Annotated in this window: 18 protein-coding genes; 5 read left to right on the forward strand and 13 right to left on the reverse strand. The window is 49.8% G+C overall.

Annotated features, from left to right (window positions below):
- Both A7Z29_RS24090 and A7Z29_RS17065 read left to right on the forward strand, forming a co-directional pair.
- The coding region (locus tag A7Z29_RS24090; RefSeq protein ID WP_459251563.1) for a hypothetical protein at window positions 1-76 on the forward strand (76 nt) is incomplete at its 5' end.
- A 134-nt stretch (window positions 77-210) separates the two neighbouring features.
- A complete protein-coding gene (locus A7Z29_RS17065; RefSeq protein ID WP_000371333.1) occupies window positions 211-843 on the forward strand; it encodes a LysE family transporter in 633 nt (210 codons plus the stop codon).
- 313 nt (window positions 844-1,156) lie between these two features.
- On the opposite strand, the gene zorD is transcribed toward A7Z29_RS17065, so the two are convergent.
- Genes zorD through zorA1 form a run of 4 tightly spaced genes read right to left on the reverse strand, consistent with a single transcriptional unit; the run spans window position 1,157 to window position 9,484 of the window.
- Window positions 1,157-4,396: a type I Zorya anti-phage system protein ZorD gene (zorD, locus tag A7Z29_RS17070; protein ID WP_105290513.1), complete on the reverse strand. Its 3,240-nt coding sequence runs from the start codon at window positions 4,394-4,396 to the stop codon at window positions 1,157-1,159.
- A complete protein-coding gene (gene zorC / locus A7Z29_RS17075; RefSeq protein ID WP_105290514.1) occupies window positions 4,396-6,183 on the reverse strand; it encodes a type I Zorya anti-phage system protein ZorC in 1,788 nt (595 codons plus the stop codon). Before zorC ends, zorD begins: the two co-directional genes overlap by 1 nt.
- Entirely contained in the window at window positions 6,180-6,917 is a 738-nt protein-coding gene (zorB1, locus tag A7Z29_RS17080) for a type I Zorya anti-phage system protein ZorB1 (protein ID WP_000483327.1), read from the reverse strand. Before zorB1 ends, zorC begins: the two co-directional genes overlap by 4 nt.
- A gap of 11 nt (window positions 6,918-6,928) precedes the next feature.
- Window positions 6,929-9,484: a type I Zorya anti-phage system protein ZorA1 gene (gene zorA1 / locus A7Z29_RS17085; RefSeq protein WP_105290515.1), complete on the reverse strand. Its 2,556-nt coding sequence runs from the start codon at window positions 9,482-9,484 to the stop codon at window positions 6,929-6,931.
- A 312-nt stretch (window positions 9,485-9,796) separates the two neighbouring features.
- Between zorA1 and A7Z29_RS17090 the strand changes: the two genes are divergently transcribed.
- Window positions 9,797-11,662, forward strand: coding sequence for a YaaW family protein (locus A7Z29_RS17090; protein ID WP_105290516.1), 1,866 nt, complete (start codon window positions 9,797-9,799; stop codon window positions 11,660-11,662).
- A 154-nt stretch (window positions 11,663-11,816) separates the two neighbouring features.
- Here A7Z29_RS17090 and A7Z29_RS17095 read toward each other — a convergent pair whose 3' ends face one another.
- The 6 genes from A7Z29_RS17095 to A7Z29_RS17120 all read right to left on the reverse strand — a co-directional run bounded on the left by A7Z29_RS17095 (window position 11,817) and on the right by A7Z29_RS17120 (window position 18,835).
- Complete coding sequence (locus A7Z29_RS17095; RefSeq protein ID WP_105290517.1) at window positions 11,817-13,199, reverse strand: amidohydrolase family protein; 1,383 nt, start codon at window positions 13,197-13,199, stop codon at window positions 11,817-11,819.
- A 9-nt stretch (window positions 13,200-13,208) separates the two neighbouring features.
- On the reverse strand, window positions 13,209-14,159 hold the full coding sequence (locus tag A7Z29_RS17100) for a carbamate kinase family protein (RefSeq protein ID WP_105290518.1): 951 nt from the start codon (window positions 14,157-14,159) through the stop codon (window positions 13,209-13,211).
- Between the two features lie 212 nt (window positions 14,160-14,371).
- Window positions 14,372-15,790 (reverse strand): YlbE family protein, encoded by a 1,419-nt coding sequence (locus A7Z29_RS17105; protein WP_000075083.1) that lies wholly within the window; start codon window positions 15,788-15,790, stop codon window positions 14,372-14,374.
- The gene (fdrA, locus tag A7Z29_RS17110) at window positions 15,790-17,337 is read right to left on the reverse strand and encodes an acyl-CoA synthetase FdrA (protein ID WP_105290519.1); all 1,548 of its coding nucleotides are present in this window, start codon (window positions 17,335-17,337) and stop codon (window positions 15,790-15,792) included. The genes A7Z29_RS17105 and fdrA overlap by 1 nt, the downstream gene beginning before the upstream one ends.
- Window positions 17,327-18,190, reverse strand: coding sequence for an oxamate carbamoyltransferase subunit AllH family protein (locus A7Z29_RS17115; protein WP_024165068.1), 864 nt, complete (start codon window positions 18,188-18,190; stop codon window positions 17,327-17,329). Before A7Z29_RS17115 ends, fdrA begins: the two co-directional genes overlap by 11 nt.
- Window positions 18,191-18,229: 39 nt before the next feature.
- Window positions 18,230-18,835 (reverse strand): ankyrin repeat domain-containing protein, encoded by a 606-nt coding sequence (locus A7Z29_RS17120; RefSeq protein WP_064226112.1) that lies wholly within the window; start codon window positions 18,833-18,835, stop codon window positions 18,230-18,232.
- Window positions 18,836-19,092: 257 nt separating this feature from the next.
- Between A7Z29_RS17120 and A7Z29_RS17130 the strand changes: the two genes are divergently transcribed.
- Together A7Z29_RS17130 and A7Z29_RS17135 are read left to right on the forward strand one after the other, a co-directional pair.
- The gene (locus A7Z29_RS17130) at window positions 19,093-19,590 is read left to right on the forward strand and encodes a DUF1097 domain-containing protein (RefSeq protein WP_105290520.1); all 498 of its coding nucleotides are present in this window, start codon (window positions 19,093-19,095) and stop codon (window positions 19,588-19,590) included.
- Between the two features lie 91 nt (window positions 19,591-19,681).
- Window positions 19,682-20,614 (forward strand): LysR substrate-binding domain-containing protein, encoded by a 933-nt coding sequence (locus A7Z29_RS17135; protein ID WP_001084390.1) that lies wholly within the window; start codon window positions 19,682-19,684, stop codon window positions 20,612-20,614.
- A gap of 41 nt (window positions 20,615-20,655) precedes the next feature.
- Here A7Z29_RS17135 and pdeL read toward each other — a convergent pair whose 3' ends face one another.
- The 3 genes from pdeL to A7Z29_RS17150 form a co-directional block, all read right to left on the reverse strand.
- Window positions 20,656-21,744: a DNA-binding transcriptional activator/c-di-GMP phosphodiesterase PdeL gene (pdeL, locus tag A7Z29_RS17140; RefSeq protein ID WP_105290521.1), complete on the reverse strand. Its 1,089-nt coding sequence runs from the start codon at window positions 21,742-21,744 to the stop codon at window positions 20,656-20,658.
- Between the two features lie 998 nt (window positions 21,745-22,742).
- On the reverse strand, window positions 22,743-23,438 hold the full coding sequence (locus A7Z29_RS17145) for a LutC/YkgG family protein (protein WP_000370408.1): 696 nt from the start codon (window positions 23,436-23,438) through the stop codon (window positions 22,743-22,745).
- A complete protein-coding gene (locus A7Z29_RS17150) occupies window positions 23,431-24,858 on the reverse strand; it encodes a LutB/LldF family L-lactate oxidation iron-sulfur protein (protein ID WP_000023938.1) in 1,428 nt (475 codons plus the stop codon). The genes A7Z29_RS17145 and A7Z29_RS17150 overlap by 8 nt, the downstream gene beginning before the upstream one ends.
- Window positions 24,859-24,863: the final 5 nt, after the last annotated feature.

The raw sequence follows: 24,863 nt of genomic DNA on the forward strand, positions 1-24,863 counted from the left end.
CAACGTCGCCCAGCAGTTGGGGGACAACGGTTACAGCGATACCCAGGGAATGCTGGGCATGAAATATCTCTTTTAATGCCACTTTGCCGCCCGTCACGATACGGGCGGCACTCTTTTTAGATCCACGGTCTTTGTGATCGCGCTCGCATTCAGTCATTTTTACTATAAATATGATGAAGTTAATTCAGCTTATTCATGGGTGAAATGACTATGGATCCTTTGCACGCCGTTTACCTGACCGTCGGACTGTTCGTCATCACGTTTTTTAATCCAGGCGCAAATCTCTTTGTCGTGGTTCAAACCAGTCTGGCTTCTGGTCGTCGCGCGGGCGTACTCACCGGGCTTGGTGTGGCGTTGGGCGACGCCATCTATTCCGGGCTGGGATTATTTGGGATGGCAACGCTCATTACTCAGTGTGAAGAGATTTTCTCACTCATTAAAATCGTCGGCGGTGCTTATCTCTTATGGTTTGCCTGGAACAGTATGCGCCGACAATCAACACCACAGATGAGCGCGTTACAGCAGCCCCTTAGCGCCCCCTGGTATGTATTTTTCCGCCGTGGATTAATTACCGATCTCTCGAATCCACAAACAGTTTTATTTTTTATCAGTATCTTCTCAGTGACGTTAAGTGCAGAAACGCCGACCTGGGCGCGTTTAATGGCCTGGGCAGGGATTGTGCTCGCGTCTGTTATCTGGCGTATATTTCTTAGTCAGGCGTTTTCTTTACCCGCCGTGCGTCGCGCATATGGACGTATGCAGCAGGTCGCCAGTCGGATTATTGGTATGGTTATTGGTCTATTTGCGCTACGGCTGATTTATGAAGGGGTGACGCGGCAATGAGCTGATGATTGGTAATTAATACGATTGAAAAGTTGGACCGCCATCGAGGCCTCGAACCCCGTACCATACAACAATCCTGGTTGTCGTCTGCTCTTCCTGATGAGCTAATGGCGGTTTTTTGATACGAACCTTACAGCATATTTCCTGTCAGGCCCTGGTGCGATGCATAAGATACAGAAACTGCCCTACGCGAACATGACGGAATTATGATTTTTTTCATATGAATGTCAACTCATACATTCACAAAATATCTTCGTTGTTCATTAATAAAGCAATAGCGAATCCCTGTCGATTTACTCGCCCATGGTATTCCCTACGCCAGGGGAGTGCCCGCCAGCACCGCTTCAAAATCTGCGGCGCTCAGATCGGTTGCCCCTTTGAGCATATCTCTCGCCAATGCCCGGCGTCGGTTCAGTAATTCATCCAACGTTTCTTCAAAAGTCATTAACTGGCTATCACGCACCGTCGGATAATAGACGTAAACATCTTTCTGCTGCCCGATACGGTAGGCCCGATCGGTCGCCTGATCTTCCTTCGCCGGATTCCAGCAACGGGTAAAGTGGATGACATGATTTGCTTTCTGGACATTGACGCCAAACCCAACCGCGATGGTGGATAGAATAATGACGTTAAAACCGGGCGTTGATTGAAATGTATCGATCAGGCTCTGACGATTTTGATCGCTGCCAGATTTGGTGCTGGTATCACCATTAATAATAAAAGGCTTAAAGCCAAAATGCTGCGCAATCAGATGTTGCAGTTCTCGTTGAATATCGCGCAGTTCCGTAAAAATAATCACTTTGTCATCAGATGACTGGCGAATCGTATTTAATGTCTCCAGCAGCCATTTTACTTTCGGGGCATCGTTCCGTAAGCGCAAATCTGCACTGACGGAATAAGGCCATGCGCAAATAAGTTTCAGGCGATGCAGTAACCCCAGCATACCTGAGCCTCGTTGATCCAGCCCTTCGCTGATCTCCTGTTGATTTTGCCAGCTTGCAACCGAGTGGGTATAGAGATCCCGTTGCAATGGCAGCATATTCAACTGTTTACAGCGTTGATCTTCAATCTTATCCGGCAGGTCTTTCGCCACTTCTTCTTTGGTGCGGCGCAGCGTCTGCGGTTCTATTAATTTACGTAGCGATTCGAGGACAGCATTATCATTCTGTTGCTCAATGGGGCGCAGATAATCTTTACCAAAATTATTTAAAGCCCCCAACAAACCTGGCTGCACGAAGTCAAATAAACACCACAGATCGACAAGGGTATTTTCGACCGGTGTTCCGGTACATGCGACTTTAAATTGTGCCTGAATGGCTTTTGCCGATTGGGTAATTAATGCCGCCGGATTTTTAATTTTCTGCGCTTCGTCGCACACCATTATGGACCAGGGCTGACGAGCCAGCGAAAATTCCTGATCGCGCAACGTCTCATAGGTGGTAAGAACAATATGCGCGTCACCCACCCAGTCACTTTGCAGTAAGTTCTTAATCCCCTTACTTTTAAGCGCATGTGGAATACTCTCTTTCGCGCATTTCTTAGCCTTAAGTTCATTACCGTAGAGTTTTAAAATCGACACCTGCTCGCGCAGGAAGAAATTCCCAACCTCACGCTCCCAGTTATCGAGTAACGACACCGGAGCAACAATCAGCGAAGGAGGCGAATCCGGGAAACGTTCACGATGCCAGATGAGAAAAGTTAGAATCTGTAAGGTTTTACCCAGCCCCATATCGTCTGCGAGTAAACATCCCGCCGTCTCTATTGGCGACTTTAGATACAACTGCTGGAGCCACGCTACCCCTTTGCGCTGGTGTTCACGTAGCTGAATGGACGTTTTGAGGATCATCGGCAGTTCGACTTCTGCCTGATGTGCGCCGAGCAAGGAATCCCGCCGTTGTTTAACATACAGCGCCTGCTCGATATTTTGTTCTATCAGCAGAACGGCACGACTGACCGGCTCACTACTGACGCCATCATTTGTTTCACCGTCGATTTTCTTTTTCCATTTATCGTGGAAAATTTCTGCTTCTTCACGGGGCAAAAGGTTGTCGTTCCAGGGCATGGCGACTTCCGGCGCATCCGTGGCTTTTGCCTCTTCCAGCCGCTCTTCCAGTTCCTGAAAATGTTGATGATTATCGAGATCCCAGCCAGAGAACATAGCCTCGCACATCTCTTGCGCAAGGTTCTCCGGAAGCCATTTTTCACTTTCACTTTTGACCAGATAAGGCGAACTTATTTTTTCAAATTCACCGATCCCGATAACCCGGTCGCTGTATTTGTTCAGATCGAGGACGTGGGTAAAATTCATTCCCGCCGCCTGGTGCTGCCAGTTTTCAAGCAACGCCTGATAACCTTGCAGTTCTTCCTGGCTGAATCTGGAAAGCTCCAGATCGTAACCCTGCCAGACTCCAGCGGGCAGTTGTGCCGCTAACTTTTGCTCCAGTTCAGAGAGCAACGCCGCCAGTTCACCTGGACGTTTAAAGATATAGGTTTCATCCGCCACAGATTGCTCAGTTCTGGGGCTGAGAAGAAGCGTTACCGCCGCAATTTGCCTGTTTTCATCAATCTGCGGCTCCAGACGGAAATCATAAAAGTAGATCCCGGCGTCCTGCAAATTCTGCTCATAAACGTCAGGATCAAGCACCAGGCTCGCCTCTTCACCAATCCAGGTGTAGGGGTTGCGAACAAATGAGAGCGCATCGTCCCCCGCCACGCGACGCCCCGTAATAGCGTGCACGGAGGTCAGGACGTCTTTGACTTCAGGAGAAAGAATGACATGGTTTAAGACACCATCGTCCCCTAAAACACGGTAGCGATCCTGCACCTGTTGCGTGCGGTCAAAACTCTGTAACCAGTTGGCAGGCTGCTCATCAAAAACAGGTTCAATTTCCAGCACCGGAGTATCCACCACCAGCGATTTTCGCAGTTTTAACTGCAACGATTCCGGCCTGATGACGATCGTTTTCGCGAGATAGTCATCCAGTTTTGCCCCTGCTTTTTTGGCCTGCCGCCGTATTTTGGCCCAACGGGTTTGGTTGACCGTTTCGCCCAGCGTCTGTCGCTGCTGCAACCTGAGTTGCTGTAGTGCGTCCAGAAGTTGCCAGTTCTCTTCACTTAACACAAAGGTGCCTTCCGCAGAGGAAAAGCTGGCGCCTGTGCAAGTTATCTCAACAGGGCGATAGTCATCAGGTAGGGTCCATTTATCAATGAAAACGCGAAAAGTGTCATCGCTAATGCTTCCTGTTGCAGCAAGATGAGCCGTCAGATTGCGCTGTGAAGGGAAAGCAAAAATCGCCAGACTGCTGGCATAGTCGTCATTTTTCCGGATGCGGTAAAAATCATCCCAGCTAAGAAACCAGCAATCAGACCAGTGTGAAACATAATCTTCCTCATGAAGCTGTTCCAGGCATGAGGCGACAGGCCAGTTATCTTCGCTATCGGCAAGACTAAAGGGGAAAGCAAAACCTTCTTCTTTCATTACATACAGCGACGCAAATGAAGCAGGTAGTGAAGTATTCTCTTTAATAAATTTACCCAACAATTTTTTGAACACTATTTGCTCCAGTAAGTAAATTTACCCAGCACAGGTTTAAACCCAAGGCTGAGTAATTTTTGCGCCGCTTCATGGTCTGGTTCATTGAACTGAATATGGATTGCGCCCCCCAGCCCTCGTTTATCCATCACTTTGCAATCGACCGAACGAATAATCTCCCGGATTTGTTGTTCCCGGTCGGGGAGATCTTTTTTGGCTTTTAACGAGGAGGCGATGATTTTGATTTGCTCTTCCCGGTCTGACTTTGCATCACTGACTTCATATTCAGATAACGATGCAGGTTCAGGCCGACTCACGGTCTTTGAGGCATTGAAGCGAGAGATATCCAAAGTGACAGAGGACTGATTTAAATCTTCCGCAACGTAATCAATACCCAGCTTACGAAGTTCTTCGTCATATCGGCTCATCCACCCCTCAATTCGGTTGAGTGAGTAGAGAAATACCGGCGACAAATGCGGTAAACGCAACCGGACTTTACGGCGGTTATTCCGCTTATCTTTCAGATCATAATCAATATCAAGAATGCCGGTTTCCGGATTAAAGGGCGCATTCCCCATATGGTAGGCATACATCGCCCCCACTTTCGAAAATTCGACAAACAGATAATCACCAATGCGCATAATCATGGCATTGTTATCGCGTGAACCAGAACCTTGCAGACGGCTTAATCGCCCTGCGTTTTTCGCCCTGAATTCAACATAATCGGCATCTTTGGATCGCAGCGCATCTTCGCCCAGCACAATGCGCGTATAGCTCATTTGGTTGGCAAAACGTAGCCAGTAGAACAGGCGCGCATGGTCAACATCCCGATTGCCTTTCAGCAATTCAAAGAACAGTTTCAGGTCGTCTTTGGCGAACCATCCTTGCACCATCAGTAATACCGGATTTTCAACGTGAACCTGCCAGCTTTTATTACGGCTGGTTAACTGCGGATTTCCCCAATATTCCAGGGCTAATTGCTTGAGTTCGAAATGCGTTTGATGTTTAAAAGCCGACTGATAATAACGGGTCAGAGTGGCTGCCAGAATATTATCTTTAAACCGCGTAAGCTGGCGGCTCAAGGCGATAAGAGAATGAATTTTCTGCTGAAAAGCATCGTCAGTCAGGCAAAAAATCTCATTGACCAGGTGGTTAACAATTTTGCGCCATAACCAGCTGGTTTGCGGAATTTGCGCGACTTTCTCCAGCACCGAAATATCCGTGATTTCTCCACGCCCAAGCTGTTGTCCGAGAAGAAAACCTGCATTATCGGTAAAAATATCGCTATAGGTGTCAATGACCGACATCCAGGACATCTGACGCGGCGCACTCTCTTTTAGCTGTTGAAACCCGCGAGCAATCTGCGTGCGTAGCTGAAGCCACTGCGGATTCTTTTCCGGCATATCGCTGGAATGACCAAAGTAGCTGGTACATAGCGCCAGCCATTCGCGGCGTGTTAACCGCTGCTGCGCAATTTTTTGTTCAATTTCAGCGATAATCCTCGCGAAGTTTGTTGCATCATCAATCAATGCAATTTCAAACAGATCGCCTTCTGCCACGTCATTAAGGCCAAAAAAAATCATCTTCCACTCGAAGGGCTTTGGCGTATCCCCCGCACGCAGCCGGGCAATGGCCTGTCGGCGTTTCTCCAGAGGGGGAACCATCTGCACCGCGCGAGCATCTACCTTCCTCTCAAGTTGCGCGATAACGCGCTGAAGATAGTGAAAAGCATGACTTACCGTCGGCTGCACGTTCTGCTCCCGATAGGGCAGCAAACGGGTTTTCAGTTTTTCAATAGCGGAAGTCATTGCATGGCTCCCAACTGACAGGTTTCCTGACTAATGCCAGGAACAACATCCATGCTTTCGTCGCGCTTTTTGTCTTTCAGGCCAAAGAATTGCATCCGCAGTTCTACGCGACGGCTGGCTTCTTTGCTCTCTTTCGCATTGTTGAACGAAACCCCGCCCGCCAGAAATAATTTACGGATTTGGACCTGTTGTTCCGGGGTTATTTTTTGCTGTAGCGCACTTCTGCTATCCAGCAAACTGCACATCACCCATTCCGAGCGTTGCAACGAAAGGTGCAGGTTATAGAGATAAGAACCGTCAGTATCCGTAAAACCTTCTATAACAATTTGCTTAAACCATTTTTTGCCTTCATCGCTATTTGCCGCCTCCAGCACTAACGGCACCACATCCTGTAGCGCCTGTAATCCTTCGGCGTTAAGCGCAAAGCGATTGTGCTCAAAACGCCCTGCTTCACCAAAGCTGATACGGTTGTCATGGCAGTCAACCTGAATCGTCTTGTTGAGATTTTTCGCCTGAAGCTCAAGTTTTTCACACAGGCGAGCGATATCATGCCCGCGCGATTTCTCCCCCGCCTCCGCCTGCTGGATCCGCTGCGTAACAGAGCTAAGTGACGCCACCATCACCACCAAAAACAGCACCATCATGGCTGTCATCAGGTCTGCATAGGAGATCCAGAAGGGTTTTTCCGCTTCATCGCTGCGCCGTTGCCTGCCATTAAATACCCGGTTAAACATCAGCCTGTTCCTTACGCGCGACGATGACGGAGTACTGTTTCCAGCGTATCCACGCTTTCACCGATAATCTCAACCGAAGAACTTAAGGCTCCCGCCGCTTTCGTCAGTTGCGTATCCATCTCTTGCAGTGAACGATTCAGGCCGTTTTCCACTCCGGTCGTAAAGGATTCAAAACTGGTTCCCATTACCTCGGCAATGTTATGCAGGAACTCCTGAGCCTCACGGTTATATTGTTGCAGGCGTTCCGAATACGCTTTCAGATCGTCAACAAAACGGCTGCGCGATGTTTGTTCATCATGGCTACGGTTAATCAGCGTTTCGAGTGCCGTTATGGCATTCGCCACGACTTCACGGGTATTACGATAATCGGCAATCAATGCACCCAACTCCGCGCTGGCACTGGAAAGCGTGCGTCCTGCCTGTTGCGTGCCATTGAGCACCTCAGCGGTCAACTGATTAGCCTCAGCAACACGATCGCCCGCAGCTTCAAAGCGGTCGGCAGCCACGCGCATTTTATCGGCTCCTGTTTGTATCTCTTCCAGATGGCGCGTGGTGTTTTGCGCCATCCGTTGCAGCAGATCGCCTGAAGCAGATTGCTGTTCACGCAGCATCTGCATCAGCGACTCAACCTGACTTTCAAGCTGACCAATGATTCGCTGCGCTTCCTGTTGTAACGCACTCTGCGCAGATTGCTGTTGCTGACTGAGCGACTTCTGACCTTCTTCCAGTTGCCCAAACAGGTTGCCAAGTTGGCTACCCAGATGATCGATACCGCTGGTCATTTTCTCTCGCAGGGCATCCTGACCGGAATGCATGGTTTGCTGTAACGACGTCATAAACTGTTGCTGTTGCTCAGCCGCCGCCTGCTCACGCACTTCGCTACGTGCCAGAAGCTGCTGAGTTTCTTCATGCAGCACGCGTTGCCCCTGTTCCTGAGTCTGGCTCATCTGTTTTTGCCCTGACTCCAGTTGGCTGAATACTCCCGCCAGGTTTTGCGTCAGCGTTTCGATACCTTTGCTCATATTGCCCATCAGCAGATTTTGCGCCTGGTTTTGCTGCTGATTAAGTTGCTGCTGACCATTTTCCAGTTGTGCAAAGAGCGTCGCCATATGGCTGCCAAGCGTATCCACGGAAGCTGCCATTTTCTCCATGGTTTCATTTTGCCCTTGCTGAACACTGGACTGGATAGCCTCAATAAACGCGCGCATCTGTTCCGCCATCGCTTTTTCACGCGCTTCGCTGTCGGCAAAGATTTTTTCCAGTTTTTGCGCCATCCGTTCGCCCGCGCCCTCACCTTCTGCGCCAATACGGGCAACGGATTCCTGCAAGCTGCGCAGCATCTCATTCATCCCTGCCTGCATCTCCTGCTGACCGCTTTTCATTTCGCTTAACAGTTGAGAGATCAGTTGCGCGCTGCCCTGACGTGAGTCATCCCCGGCCTGACGCATATCCTGCAACAACGTTGAGAAGCCGCTTTGCATAGACTGAATGGCTTCCACAGAACGCCCCATCATCTCCTGCATGGTGGTGAATTGCTGACCAAAGGTGTTATCCATTTTGCTCATAAAGGCGGTCAGGACGTTCTCCAGCATCGACTGCACACGATGGCTCTGATCGCCGGAGGCGGTTTGCACCACACCAGCAATTTTATCCAGCGGATTTTTCAGACTGGTTTCGATAGCACCACTGACCTGTTCAGCAAACTGTTGGCCTGACTCGCGGTATGTTGTTGATAATGTCTCTGCCAGCTTTTGATTTTCCCGCACCTGGCTATCCACCAGGTTTTGCAGCATTTCGCGCAGGTCAGTGACCAGACCATCCTTAAGTTGCCGCGCATGGGTGGTGTTTTCTTTAGTACTGGAAAGAAGTTGCGAAAGGTAATCTTCACCGACGCCGCCCTCAAAAAGCTGGTCAATGCTGGCGGTAAGAAGTTCAAGGTTTTTATAACATTGCGCCAGTCGCCATTTTTCAAACATGGTGACCAGAATGGAAAACGTAATAGCAAACGCCGAACCTAAAAACGCATACAGAACGTCGCGTAAAAGGTTAGCGACGCTGGCGCTGACCTGCTCTGGCGTGCTGGGGTCAAAATGGTGCAAACCAATCATCAGCCCCGAAAAGGTGCCGATGATCCCAATTCCGGTCAGGATGCCAGGGAGATGTTTAAACGCTTCCGTATAGAGAGGAATTTCGACTAATAACGGTTCCGTAAACCATGCTGACGACGGAGCCGTTGAACGGATGGCGCTAATTTTTTTTTGCCCGCTGTTTTCGTCAAACTCAAACTGGCGATGTAGAGACTCTTTAAATTCGCTCCAGGGATGCGCAAAAAATTTATCAGAGAATAACGCGTCTAATTTTTCGAGTTGTTGTGCCGGTTTTTCATTGCCAAGTTGCCGAATTGCTTTCGCTTTTTGTTTAAAGCGCGCTGAAACCCTAAATGAAGGAATAGCGTAACGGACAATGAAACCCAACAACAAAACCCCAACCACAATAGCGACATAAATCGGCACATTTTCTGGATTAACAGAGGTTAACGTGTCGAGGAACGAAGTCAGCGAAAACATCTAAATACCTTGAGTGAAGGAAAAGAAATTTGCAGGGCAGAACATCACCAGCAAGGAAAAAAATCGCCCGCTCATTATAGGAAAAGTCTCGATTTTTACATCAATAAAACGTTATATATCTCACAAAAACATTGATCACACGCATATGTAAGAAATTTAAATCGCTTGGTGAAAATAATTCACAGAATTTATGCTTTATGACACAAAGATTGGGGATTTTATTTTTTTTCGCCGCCAGACTTACGTATGAAACTTTTTCGTAGGGCGCGCTGCTTCTAATAACGTCCAGTCACTATTCAACGAGACAATTAAATGAGTGAGATTGACATTAAGGGCGATGAAACGCTGGTTGCTCTGCTACTGAACGCCGACAAAAACGATATCGATCTGCTGATTGATTACATTACCCCAGACGGAAAATTTAATTTTTCCCAGTCTGACCGCGTTAAAAAGGCCTTGCGCGATGGTAAAAATAGCGAAGCTGTTGATGAGGAAACATTGCGTTTGCTGATTCGCGAACTGCAACATTTTGGCGGTAACACCGTAATGAATCTGTTCCGACGCAATGGCGTTAGCTATAGCGAAATTGTTGACGATGTCGCCAGCCATCTGAAAATTAAAGTCGCGAAAAATGCACCGGTAAAAGAAAAAGAATCACTGATTATCGATGCCGTTTTTGCGTCATCCTGGAACAAAATGTCAGATGACGATCGCCGTCAGCTTCTCCGCGATATGGGAATTAGCACCAGTATTAGCCTGGATAAGTTGTCACGTATGGAGCTGCCACTTTTGCAACGTGCGGCAATGGTAGCAAGCGGTCTGGCGCAGATCGCCACGGGGAAGGCACTCCCGCTAATTGCGGGTCTGGGGATAGGTCGCGTGTTGGGCGTTCTCACCGGTCCTGTCGGGTTAGCCCTCACCGGTTTATATACCGCTTATGATATTTCCAACCCGGCGTTCCGAATCACCTTGCCCTGTGTAGTGCAAATTGCCTGGATTCGCTTAAAAAATTCCCGCCATCACCGTCTGAGCGAATCGGTATCATCAACGGCAATGTCAACCGCAAACTATGGCAATCGCTGGGTGTTTGAAAATGAAAAGTCGCAGCGCGTTTTAACTGTATCGTCTATCGCTTTAAATGAAATTACCCACCCCGACACTCTGATACGGCATGACATTACTGAAATTTCACGGTTAGGCCCACTCTTACAGACGCTTCCTTCGCTCGCCACCGCCGCCCATGTCGCCAGTCATCACTATATGGAAGTCATAATTGATGGCGCACTGGCGAAAGTGAAAGATGGCTCGGGATATCGTGGCTTCAGTCTTGGGGAAAAAGGAATTAAAGCGCACGCAGTTTTGCTGAACCCTGACAAACTGAATCAATTAGTCAATGCCAGCATATTACTGAATGTCGCTTCGGCGATACTGGCACAAAAACATCTGGCAGATATCAGCAATAAACTGACGCAGATAATTGAAACTATTCGGGAGATTTCTGCGTTCCAGAACAATGCCCGCAAATCTGAAATTGTCGGCGCTATTCAGTATTTACAGCAAATCACACCTGTCGTCATTGAGGGGCAATCTTCGCCAGAAATACGGCAAATACTTGAAGCTATCGAAAAGGATTTTTCAACGCTCCAGGATCATCTGCTGACGGATATTGCCTTTGCTGGCGAGAAGGTAGCCTCTATAAATGACGGCAGTTTTTTCAGTAGCGCAACCATCACCAGTAAAATTCAGGCGCAACAAAAAATTATTGAAGAACGGACGATGGAGTGGGATTTAGCGATGAGGGTACGCGGGCAAGCATTACATCTGGTCAGCCATAGTGAGGGTCAGACGATGCTGGTAGAACGTCGTCAGCAGGCTATAGAACACCATTATGCGCAGTTCGATACGGTTATCAGCAAGGTAGAAAAACAATTACAGTCACGAATTGATAGCATCGGCGCCGTAGCGGAACAGGCGAATACCACCAGCGCCAATAAAGTCATTTTGCGAAAATGGTGCAATAACCGCTTAATGCCGCAAAAAGTCGCAATTAAGGAAGCCCGCATGGCGTTCGACCAATTCCAGCAAAATATGCTGGACAAGCCGTTGCAGACCAGCCGCATGTTGGTGGAAATGAAAGACGGAAAACCGGTGAAGTGTTATGCGTTGCCGGATGCTTAAGGCGGCTCGTAAGGTTTACTGTGTGGTTAGCGGTGCCACACACAATGTCTCCGGCTCAGAAGAATCAAGGCCAACAAACCCATATTCAAGTTGCCCCACTCCCTGGGGCGATAAATCTCTTACGACTCACCGTTGAAGACATTTCAAACGGACATCAACCTGCCACACGCCCCCATACCAGTTGCCCTTTATGGAACGTTGCGGTACGTGGCGAGATACGCGCCACCGCCTCGGCGGAACAGGAGGCGTCCACCAGCACAAAGCTGGCGTCATCCTGCGCTTTTGGCCAGACGCGCTCGCCTTTTTCATTCAGCGGCAGGACATCGCCAGTGGCTAAAAACAGCGAGCGGGACAAATTCTGTTCGTTAGGGCGAATATAGAGCTGCGCATACAGATTGGCTTTTTCCAGCATGTCGCCCAGGCCGTAAGGTGACCAGTGGTCGATAACGCTGTCGGTGCCGGTCATCACTTTGACGCCTTTGTCGTGCAACTGTTTGAGCGGCATATGCAGCGTGCCAATCGGCACCGTCGAGGCGATAGTAATTTGCTGCGCCGCCATGCGGTTTGCCAGTCCATCCACCTGTTGCTCGTTAAGCGTTGCCAGCGCAAAGGCGTGACTGATGGTCAGCTTGCCCTTCAGTTGCGGCGTTTTCTCTACGGTTTCAACCATATAATTGATGGCCGCCACGCCTGCCGGCGTGGTTTCGTGCAGGTGAATATCGACGCCTTTGTCGTAGTCCAGCGCAATCTGGAACATGGTGTCGAGAGATTTTTCCATCGCGCCATCAACGCTGGTGGGATCCAGCCCGCCGACGTAATGCGCCCCCGCCTGCATCGCTTCGCGCATTAAGGATTCCGATTTCGACAACAGCAAACCGTGCTGCGGGAAGGCGACAATTTCACACTCGAAGCCCGCCTGACGTCGCGCCAGCACCGCCTGCAAGTTTTGCAGATTTTTCAGGCCGGAAACCGGTTCGATATTGCAGTGGCTGCGGGCAATGGTGGTGCCTTTCGACTGCAATAAATCGATCAGTTTTTCCGCCCGCTCCTGAGTGTAAGGTTGCAGCTCCGGCAGCATTTTCTGCTCAAGCTTAATCATGTCCTGGATGGTGGTGCCTGCCGGGCGATTGAGCGAGCGCCACGGCCCGCCGTAAAAGGTTTTGTCGAGATGAATATGCATGTCGCGGGTGGTGGGCAGCATCAACTTACCGCCAGCGTCATAGTGCGGCAGCGTGGCGTCCGGATGCTGCTTATTCTCGCGCAGGGCAACAATTTTGCCGTCCTGAATCTCCACGGTCTGGCGTGCCGTGCGGGTCTGCACCGCTACGCCGTTTTCGTAATCAAAACCGGTTTCCAGCAACACGTTGTCGAGATAGTAGTGCGGGTCAGTGATTTTCATGGTGTTATTCGCTTCGCAGTTTGCGGTGCCAGAGACTGCCGCGTGGGCGAGCGGCACAGAGGTACCAAACAGCGCGGCGGCGGTAACCATCTTACCGCTCTGGCTCAAAAACTCACGACGGCTATTGCTTTCTTTCATCTTACGTCCTTACGTTTTAATAATATGGGTGCCCGTTTCACCGCGCAGCGCCGCTGGCAGGCATTCCGGCGTGGTGATAATCACTTCTTTGCCGCCCTGTTCCAGGAACGTCAGGCTGGCAATGATTTTTGGCAACATGCTGCCGGGCGGGAAATGCCCTTCCTGCATATAGCGGGTCATGGTGGTAATATCCACCCGATCGAGCGCCTGCTGCTGCGGCTTGCCAAAGTGAATACACACCTTTTCCACGCCAGTGGTGATCACCAGAATGTCGGCGTGAATTTCGCGGGCCAGTAGCGCGGTAGAGAGATCTTTGTCGATAACCGCGTCCACGCTTTGGTAATCGCCTGCTTCACTGCGCACCACCGGAATTCCGCCACCGCCCGCGCCAATCACCACAAAGCCTTGTTGGATCAGCGCCTTAATAGCAGGCGCTTCCACAATGCGTTTCGGTTCCGGCGAGGCGACAACGCGGCGATAGCCCCGTCCGGCATCCTCAACAAAATGCCAGTCAGGGTTTGCCTTTTGTAATTCGTCACGCTGGCTTTCACTAAAGAATGCACCGATGGGCTTGGTGGGATGAGCAAAACCCGGATCGTTTTTATCCACTTCAACCTGAGTCACCACGGTGACGGCTTTTTTCTCGCCGTGGCGCACCAGTCGGTTGTTCAGCGCCTGTTGGATCAGGTAGCCAATGCCGCCTTGCGTATCTGCCACACAGTTCGCCAGCGGCGTTAAGGGCAGCCCTTCACGCTCGTGGGCAATCTCCGCGCGGCGTAAATCCAGCCCGACCTGCGGCCCGTTGCCGTGGGTCAGCACAATGTCGTAATCGGAAGCCAGCATTTCCAGCACCGTATCGGCGACGGCTTTCACCGCCTCCGCCTGATGCTCAATCGACTGGCTGGCGTTATCTTTGATAATGCTGTTGCCACCAATGGCAACGACCACAAGTTCTTTCATGTTGTTATGTCCGCGACAGAGGGTGATGGGGTTATGACCAACGCCAGACTGCCTGATGCGCTACGCTTATCAGGCCTACAGATTCTTGTGCCATCCGGCAATGGTGAAAAATGCCTGATGCGACGTTCGCGCGTCTTATCAGGCCTACAAACTCTTGTGCCATTCGTAGGCCGGATAAGGCGTTCACGCCGCATCCGGCATAAACATCTAAGTCAGACGCCGTAACGTTCGCACCAGCCAAGAATGGCTTTCTCGAAGCAGGCGAATGGTGGATGCACAATACCCGCACCAATCATGCCGACGCCCGCATCTTTATGGGCGATGGCGGTGTTGATCACTGGCAGAATGCCGCTGCTGCCCACGCGGGTGATATCGATTGCCGACGGCACGCCCATAAAACCGAGCAGCGGAATGGTGACATTCGGGTTTTCACCGAGGGTGATTTCTCGCATCTGACGGGAGAAATCGATAGCCTCTTCCACCGTGCCGCCCACCAGCGCGACGATCGCAGGCGCGGTCGCCATAGCAAATCCACCAATGCCGTAGGTTTCGGTGATGGCGCTGTCGCCGATATCCAGCCCCGAATCCTCCGGCTTATACCCGGCAAACATCGGGCCGATCACCTGCTGCGCCGGACCGGTAAACCATTGCCCTGGCAGGCCGCTGACCCGCAGGCCGAACTCAACGCCGTTACGCGCCATGGTGGTGACCACGGTGCTGTATTCGATGCCGTGCGCCGCATCCATCGCCGCTTTACACATCGCCATCCACGTCGGGCCGGAGAAGTAGTCGCTGCTGGCGACAAACTCAAACACTTCGCGCTGTTGCTCGACGGAATAGCCCGCCTGAATAATCCCCGGCGTCAGCGCCTGAATCAGCAGCGTCGTCCCGGCGTTATTGCGGTTATGACACTCATCGCCCATATGCAGCGCCTGCGCCAGCATTAAGCGCAGATCGATCTCACCGATAATTTTCATCGCGTCGCGCAGCATTGGTCCCTGCACATCGCGCATCCAGTTGAGGCGGTCGATCACGCTCTGGTCGTTGGCGCCCATACGCAAAATCTTCGCCATCTGCTCGCTCATGTTGGTGTAAGCGATGTTGCCGTAGGTTTTGTTTTTCACGATGTGCATAAACATCGAGGCCGAGGTAACCCCCGCCATCGACCCCACGCAATCATGTTCGTGGCACGGCGAGAAGGTGATCTCCCCGGAAGCCGCCAGTTCAGCCGCCTCGTCGAGGTCTTTCGCCAGCCCTTCGAACACCAGCGCCCCGGTGACCGCGCCTTTCATCGCGCCGCACATTTTTTCCCAGGTGACCGGTGGTCCGGCGTGAAGAATGGTTTTCGCCGTCATGCCCGGCACCACGTTAATCGCCTGATCAAAACCAATTAGCACCGGATGCGACTGAATAATGCGCTCCAGCGCCTGCTGATTAGCGGCGGCGATTTTGTCTGCCAGGGGCGAATCGGCAATGTTATCCAGCGCCTGCACCACCTGCATATTGCCCTGCCCCGGCGGCGTCCAGTCGAGTTGAGTCACTTCTACATGCTGCTTTTTCAGGTCATCGCTAAACATGGCGATACCGACGTTAATAACGTTCAACGGTTGGCTAAACAGTGACGGGCTCATCAGGCTTCCTCCCCTTTGCAGATAAATTCACGCGCCAGCAATCCGGTATTGGTGCTGCTGCTCGCCAGAATCACTCCGGCATCAAGCAACATCTGGCTTTGTTGTTCTAACGATGGCGTATCAAGATCGGTACCCAGCACATAGGCGAGAATGATCAACTCGCGGCCTTCGGCAGCGGCGATCGCTTTCGCTTCTTTGATCGCTTCAATGGTGGAACCAACCGGATCTTCATGCGATCCAAATCCGAGCACAAAATCCATCACGATCACCGCCACTTCGGGATCGCGCGCCTCTTCGATCAAGCGGCTGATACGGTTGGTGGGGTCAATCATTGGATGTGGTTTGCCGTTGGTGAAGTCGTCATCGCCAAAGTCGAGGAAGGTGTGTTTGATGCTGCGGTTGATATCTTTCAGGCGGAATTCAGGATCGGGCTGAATGTTGCTGTAGACATCGCCATTTTTTTCCATCACCGCGAACATCGTTTCGTCACACAGCGTACCGCCGCAGAACAGGCCACGAATGTATTTCTGTTGCGGCTTCAGGCGAGCGCGCACGTCAGCAATCAACGGCTGGTTTAGCGTATGCAGGTCGAGATGTTCTTGTTTCACGCCGGAAAGCATCACTGCTTTCAGCGCCGCTTCTTTGGTGCCGCGAGCAAACTGTAGCCCCTGCTCATCCACTGGCGTTTCGCCACGACCGAGGAAGCAGACTACCACCGGTTTGCGGCAGGCGCGCGCGCGTTCCAGCACTTTGCGAGCCACCGCCGGCGCTGGCGGTTTAGAAATTAAGGCGATGATTTCAGTTTGCGGATCGTTTTCTAACATGCCGATGGCGTCGAGCATCATCAGGCCGCCAATTTTCTCGCTCAGGTCGCGCCCGCCGGTGCCGATCAGTTGTGAAACGCCGCCGCCAAATTCATGGATGCGGACACTCAGTTCCTGGCTGCCGGTGCCGGACGCACCAACAATACCGATGTTGCCACGACGCACGGCGTTACCAAAGCAGAGCGCCGCGCCGTTGATAATCGCCGTGCCGCAGTCTGGCCCCATCATCAGCAGCCCTTTTTCGTGAGCGAGCTGCTTGAGCGCCAGTTCATCTTCAACCGAGACGTTATCGGAGAACAGCATCACGTTGAGGTCATTTTGCAGCGCCTGACGCGCTTCGCGAGCGGCAAACAGGCCGTTGACGGAAATCACCGCCAGGTTACTTTCCGGGATATGCTTTTTGGCGCTGGCAATAGTGGCGTAACGCGCCTCGTGCGAGCCGCTTTGCGCTTTGGTGTTGAACAGTTCTTCAATTTCCGTCAGCAACTGCTCGTTGTCCACACCCGATTTACCATTGATGACAATCATCAGGTCGCCGTTTTTCGCCTGCTCCAGTTCCGGCGTCAGCAGCCCTAAATTTTTCAGCACGCCTTTGTTCATTTCGGTCGCCATCGCCACAAATGCCTGCTCGACACCGTCGAGTTTATTTGCACGCGTGGAGATGGACATCAACGAGACAGAATCAAAATAGGTATTCGGTTTAATGACTATTTTAACTGACATAATTCCCTCCGTAGGTTTGGCTCAGCGCACAACCATCGGCCATGCCATACAGCATGTCGCAGCCGGAACTGGAGCCAATATGTTTAATTTTTTCTATTGTCTGAGTGGCGTTCTCAGGGATGTCATTAATGATGCCGTGAATAAAGTGATAAATATTTTCCCGACAGCGTTGTTGTAATGCGGCTTCCAGCGTTATGGCACTTAATAACGTGGTATTATTTCTGCCGCGTTGCAGGCCGAGATAAAATTCCTCTTTGTATTTTTCTACCGGATGCCCGGAAATAAATAAAACAAGCGCCAGACCTGTTAAATAATCATCGGCTGAAGGCGTCAGACCAATCCCTAACCCAATCATATTAGCGACCGCTGACGCGATATTTTGTTTATCGTTTAATGCCTGAATAACAGCACGTCGCCTGATATGTAATTCTTTATTTAACGCCTGATAAAATGGATTATCGCCGCGATAATTAAACAGGGTTTCATTTTCCCCCAGATGCTGATGAATAATGTCGTACCACTGTTGCCAGGCGATAAGGTGAAAATTCAGAGCGGTCATTTGCAGTGTTGGGGACAGCCAACGCTGACAACGATGCTTATCTATATGAATATCTTTACCAATCGTAATCCCGTGCTCGTCAAACTGAACCTTATCGCCATGATGGAACAGACCATCAAAGTGAGTGAGTGCCAACCGACAACTGTTTGGTGCATTGTCGTATTCTTCACAAAGCAGCGTCAGCAACTGCTGGCGAGCCGGGAGTGCGATATTTACCGCTCTGGCAAAGACCTGTTCAACCTGTCCTTGCCCCCGCTGCGCCAGAAAATCCGCATCCGCAGTTAGCGCCCACACACACCGTCTTTGTGGTGTGTCGATAGCAAGCCTCCCGGATTATGCACCTGCGGCAATCAGTAACTGCGCAATCTCTTCAAAGCCTCGTTCCCGCGCCAGTTCCAGCGGCGTTTTGCCATATTTATCCGTCATGTGCGGGCTGGCACCGTGTTCAAGCAATAACTGGACAATCGCCTGCTGTTTAATCCCGCCATCATTAAGCACAATTGCTTCCAGTAGCGGCGTCCAGCCAACATGGTTGGTCTGGTTAACGTTAATTTCCGTATGCGCCAAAAGCTCTTTTACAATACTTAAATGGCCTTTTTCACAGGCAGGCGTCAGGCCGACACCGCCAAAACGGGTGACGCAATTAAGATCGGGTTTAGCCGGTAAAATAATCCGTAACAGGGTTAAATCATCGTTCAGACAGCTAATTAAAAAAGGATTTAAACAGGTATGATCTTGTTTATTAATATCCGCTCCGGCGTCAATTAATGCCTGAACGCAAGCATATTGCTGATATAAACTTGCCAGCGTAATTGCCGTTTTCCCCTGACGATCGCAGGTATTAATATCGACACCCAGCGCAAGGCAGGTTTTTACTTTATCGATATCACCCTGTTGTGCAGCCAATAAATAGTCGGCAGGTAGATTTTTTATAGTCATTCACATTCCCCTGGTTTTTGTGGCTGTTTTCGATGAATTGAGAATAGCAACGATAATCTGATAAAAGAACCCGCTTAAATTTAATTCGCCGTATTTCGCCTTTTTGTTGAATGATGTTCAACAATCTTTTCGCAGTGTGCGGTAGTGCAATATTTGTTTCTTTGACCCGATACCCTTTCACTCAATCAGGTTTTATTTCTCTATAGTCTGCACATGTAAGAGTAGCTTTCGTCCATGTCTAACCAGAGGGGAACAAGATGAACGGACTCACGGCAACGGGTGTCACCGTCGGTATTTGTGCAGGGCTTTGGCAGTTAGTGTCTTCACATGTTGGGCTCTCTCAGGGATGGGAATTATTAGGAACCATTGGCTTCGTCGCCTTTTGCAGTTTTTATGCCGCAGGCGGCGGTAAATCGGGGTTTATCAGAAGCCTGGCGGTTAATTATTCCGGGATGGTGTGGGCGTTTTTCGCCGCGCTGGCTGCCGGTTGGCTGGCCTCGGTGAGTGGATTGTCCACGTTCTGGGCGAGCGTGATTATGACTGTACCCTTCTCGGCGGTGGTGGTCTGGCAAGGACGTTTCGGTTTATTGTCTTTTATTCCCGGAGGCTTTCTCGGCATGACGCTATTTTTTGCCAGCGGGATGAACTGGACGGTGACATTACTGGGTTTTCTGGCGGGTAACTGCGTGGGGATAATTTCAGAATATGGCGGACAAAAATTAAGCGAAGCGACGACTAAACACGACGGGTATTAAAAGTTATTCAAAAATGATTATCTATCTTTAACCGATACCTCTACAGTCATGGCTGGAGAAATTCATAGTAGATAATGGCGGGAATGGTTTAATGAACTCAATTTTTACCGAAGAGAATCTGTTGGCATTTACTACCGCTGCGCGTTTTGGCAGTTTCAGTAAAGCCGCAGAAGAGTTGGGTTTAACCACTTCCGCCATTAGCTACACCATCAAGCGAATGGAAACAGGGCTGGATGTGGTGCTGTTCACTCGCAGTACCCGAAGCATTGAGTTAACGGAGTCCGGGCGTTATTTTTTCCGCAAAGCTACCGACCTGCTGAATGATTTTCACGCCATCAAACGCAGCATCGATACTATTTCGCAGGGTATAGAAGCACGGGTGCGCATTTGTATTAACCAACTGCTTTATACGCCCAAACACACCGCACGCTTATTACAGGTACTGAAAAAGCAGTTTCCAACCTGCCAGATTACCGTGACGACCGAAGTGTATAACGGCGTCTGGGATGCGATTATTAATAATCAGGCGAATATTGCTATCGGCGCGCCCGACACACTGCTGGACGGCGGCGGCATTGATTACACGGAGATTGGCGCAATTCGCTGGGCTTTTGCTATCGCCCCGGATCACCCATTAGCCTTTGTGCCGGAACCCATCGCCGAAAGCCAACTGCGTCTCTATCCTAATATCATGGTGGAGGACACCGCGCATACGATTAATAAAAAAGTGGGCTGGTTGCTGCATGGGCAGGAGTCGATTCTGGTGCCAGATTTCAACACCAAATGTCAGTGCCAGATTTTAGGCGAAGGAATTGGTTTTTTGCCGGATTACATGGTCCGTGAGGCGATGGCGCAATCCCTGCTGGTTACCCGACAAATCCATAATCCGCGCCAGGATTCACGCATGTTACTGGCGACCCAGCACTCTGCCACCGGTCAGGTGACGCAGTGGATTAAAAAACAATTTTCGCCAAATGGCATATTAACGGGGATCTATCAGGATTTACTGCATCGGGAGAATTAATCGCTGCCAACCTCCCGATGCGCTGTGAATAGCGGTTTACATCAACCACCTGCTTTCATTACCCATTCAGAGATAAATTTATTACCCGGTACTGGCGGAGAGTACAAATAGCCCTGCAAAAAGTGAACTCCTTTGCCGATCATTAAATCCGCCTGCTCCTGGGTTTCTACCCCTTCCGCTACGATACTCAGACCAGGCTTACGCGCCAGTTCGACAATATTGTCCACAATATGGCCGGAGATTTCGTCAACACTCGCCATTTGCACAAACGACTTGTCAATTTTAATAAAATCGACCGGAAACGCCTGCAGATAACGATAGGTCGCATAGCCCGTACCAAAGTCATCCAGCGCAAAGGTAATGTTGTGCTGATGAAGGCTGTCAAATATCGCTCTGGCTTCTGGTGTTACCGGAATGGGGTTACGTTCTGTCAGCTCAAGAACCAGCTTGATTTTATCATTACCTAATTTCTTGACCAGGTTCAGACACTCTTTTTCAAATCCCGCAGCCAAAAAACAGCCCGCCGAGACGTTGATACCAATATGGAAATTGTCCGGTAGCAAATGTTTTACCGGCAGCAGAATATCCGCAGTCTGTTTCATCAACTGGCGGGTCATTATGACAATAAGGCCAGATGACTCCGCCAGAGGAATAAACTGATCCGGAGGGATAATTCCCGTTTGCGGGTGCTCCCAGCGAACAAGCACTTCACAGCCTGTTAGTACCCCTGTCTGTGCGCAGAAAACAGGTTGGATCCACGGTTTAAATTCATGGTTTTCCAGCGCCAGGCTGATGGCTTCAGGCGTGACAATATGGTGACAACGGTTGTCATTAATATATTTGTGACTGTTATTACCAGTGGCAGATATGATCTCCGGATTGTACTGAAAGAAAATATCGCGCCAGAAAGTAATATCACTCTGAATCCCCAGTTTCTCAAAGAGTTGTTTCTTTTGATGTGAAATTGTCTTTGCACTGCGATTTCTGTATTGTGATATTTCTGTTACCGACATCCCCTGCATCAGCAGCTTGAGTAGCAGTCGTTCTTTCTCGGATACGTTACCGGGCAATGACAAATGAACCGTTGTACCGAACTCTTGCAGAAAAACACGAAAATCACATGAATCCATGAACACACCTTTTATCTTTTATCGCTGTTCAGTATGAGTTACTACTGGTGGATTCCTGAGTACGCATAAGGGGTAACCATAAACATCAGCGATGCCGTATCTATAACAACAAACACCACTATCAAGCAGCTTATCGTTACCTCTAATGTTTACTCAATAACGATTACGTTAAATACCTCAGAAATGTCATCACAAGTGAATCTCAGCAGATAATCACGCAAATTTAATATTTAAAGCCAAAAATTTCAGTCAACTCATTTTGGGTACTAGAGAAGTAGTTTTACTATATTTATAATTTACCACTAAGTACTGACTTTCAGTCACGAGCGAAGGCGCATTATATGAATTTAACAATCCAAATCAACTTAAAATATCCCCATCGATATGAACATAGCGTCAACATCCGATTACAAAATGAGTAAAGATGCGTGTTAAACATGCAAATTATTCATGCTATGCGCATGTTTTGATTCCATCAGCTTTAGGACTGAATCCATTCAGCTTGCATTGAAATATTAATGAGAGATTAAGAAAAAATAACATTTCAAACATCCAATAAAATATCACGCACAGATAATTAAACCTTAAATAACATATGGTTATCTTGAATCTGACGCGTTGACTCTACACGCCTTTCATGAATAAGGTTGCAACTCAAATATGTCAATTTAATTGCATTAAATAAGAATAAGCTTATTGAACAATGTTTTCAGCCCAGTGGTAATTTTAGGCATCAATGTTTCTTTTTATGTTTTTTTATAATTCGCTGTCTGGCAGACCACCAATCTAAACTAATGGCTGCGCTGTATAGATATAACATCTGCGAGAGGATACATGATTATCTACACAGTGATGATGGCACCAGAGGTATAAGAAAGTGCGCCATATCCTGGACATGGCGCAAACTTGTGTCCCGCAGTGCAAATCAGTAATAGCGATATAGTCGCTATCGATGTCTTTCTGGCTGCTGAATACCAGAATGGCCGCCAATCTCTCTCTCAACAATCCTCAATAATCAGGTACACCGCCTTCACCGGCCCGTGAACCCCAACGACTTTGATAAGCTCAATGTCCGCTGTTGAACTGGGACCACTGATGATGTTAATGCAGGATGGCATACGTTCACCGGCCTGCGCTTTCTGGTGCAATTTTTCTGCCAGCTGCGCCACTCGGGGCAAAATAGTGCTTTTACGCAAGATAAAAATAGAGGACTCAGGTAGCAGACTCAATGAACGCCCGCGCTCAGCGGCGGAAAAAAGAACCACACCTCCCGACTCTGTTAAGCCATATTCAGCATACACAACGCCAACTTTCGCCTGCTCCGCCAGAGCGATATTCTCGACACCTTTCGCCGGATCCCAAACAGCGGCATTGCATTCCTGCTGTAAACGTCCACTGATCCCCAGCTCCTCCAGTCGCTTGTCGCCACTCACCACGACCGACTGATCTCCCAGCTCTTTACACAAACGTAATGCCGCTTCTGCCGCCTGCGCCTCGCTGGTCAGTTCACAACGCGTCAACATGACATCGCTGGCAAACTGGATAAACGCATCACAGTGCTGCTGTTGATTAAGTTCGGTAAGCCGCTCGTTAGCATAGTTGTTAAGCGGCGCATCTTCTGCTTGCGGTTCACGTCGCAGCGGGCGCCCCAGTGCCTGAGCAACGTTGTTCAAAAATTCGCTCCGATTATCCATTCTTTTTCTCCTGCGCCTGATGTTTCTTAAACCAGCTACGGAAACTCTCTCCGTCAGCTTCAGGAAGATCGCGTGCTTCCATCCAGTCGCTAATTGCGCCGATCCTGAGCGGTGTTTTGCCGCCATTGATAAACCAGCTTGCCGCATGGGCGCCAGCCATCATTCCGACTTTCCACAATCCCGGATGACTATTGGCATAAGCAAACATTTTGATCGCCCGTTGCTCTGCTTTTGCGGTGATTCCTTTTTCAGCCATCACCCGACGATGGCGTAAAATCAGTTTCGACAGAGGAATACGCACCGGACAAACGCTGTCACAGGCCGTGCATAAAGAGCAGGCGTAAGGCAAATCTTTAAAATCTTTATAGCCGCCAAGCAATGGAGAAATCACCGCGCCGATTGGTCCTGGGTAAATAGAGCCATATCCGTGACCGCCAATATGGCGATATGCCGGGCAGGTATTCATACAGGCTCCGCAGCGAATACAGCGCAGCACATCACGAAATTCAGAGGCCAGCACCTCGGAGCGTCCGTTATCAACAATAACCAGATGAAACTCTTCAGGGCCATCAACGTGTCCTGCTTCGCGCGGTCCTGTCAGCCAGGTGTTGTATCCCGTCAAACGCGCACCAACGGCACTGCGCGCCAGCATGGTGATCAATACGTCTACCTCGGCAAACGTGGGGGCGATACGCTCCATACCCATCACCGCAATGTGCGTTTTAGGCAGCGTGGTACACATTCGCGCATTACCTTCATTAGTCACCAGACATACCGAACCGGTTTCTGCCACCGCGAAATTACAGCCGGTAATACCGATTTCAGCACTGAGGAAATCTTCGCGGATCTTTTGGCGAATGAATAAGGTCATCGCTTCAGGCGTTTCCGGGCCATCATAACCCAGGCGTTCGTGTAGCACCCGGCGGATCTGGTGGCGATCTTTATGAATAGCCGGAACCACAACATGAGATGGCGGATCTTGATCCAACTGCAGAATGTATTCCCCCAGATCGGTTTCAATCACCTGAATGCCAGCATCCTGCAACACATGGTTGACGCCAATTTCTTCGGTCACCATTGATTTCGACTTCACCACTTTCCGCGCATTTTTACGCTGGGCGACCTGTAAAATGTAGCGGGTAGCGTCTTCTTTGGTTTTTGCAAAATAGACGTGACCGCCGTTTTGCGTCACTTTTTCTGAGAGCTGGTACAAATAAGCGTCAAGATTACTCAGAACATGATCACGTATCTGGGCAGCGCGATCGCGCCACTCCTCCCAGTGCCCTAGTTCATCAACCATTTTTTGCCGATTTGCACCAATACGCTGCTGCGCATTTGCCACCGCTTTGCGCATGATCGGATCTTCAATTTGCTGACGGATGCGTGTCTTAAATTCTGTATTACTGGTTTTGATCGACATCTTTA

The organism is Escherichia sp. MOD1-EC6842 (assembly GCF_002965705.1).
Classification (GTDB): domain Bacteria; phylum Pseudomonadota; class Gammaproteobacteria; order Enterobacterales; family Enterobacteriaceae; genus Escherichia; species Escherichia ruysiae.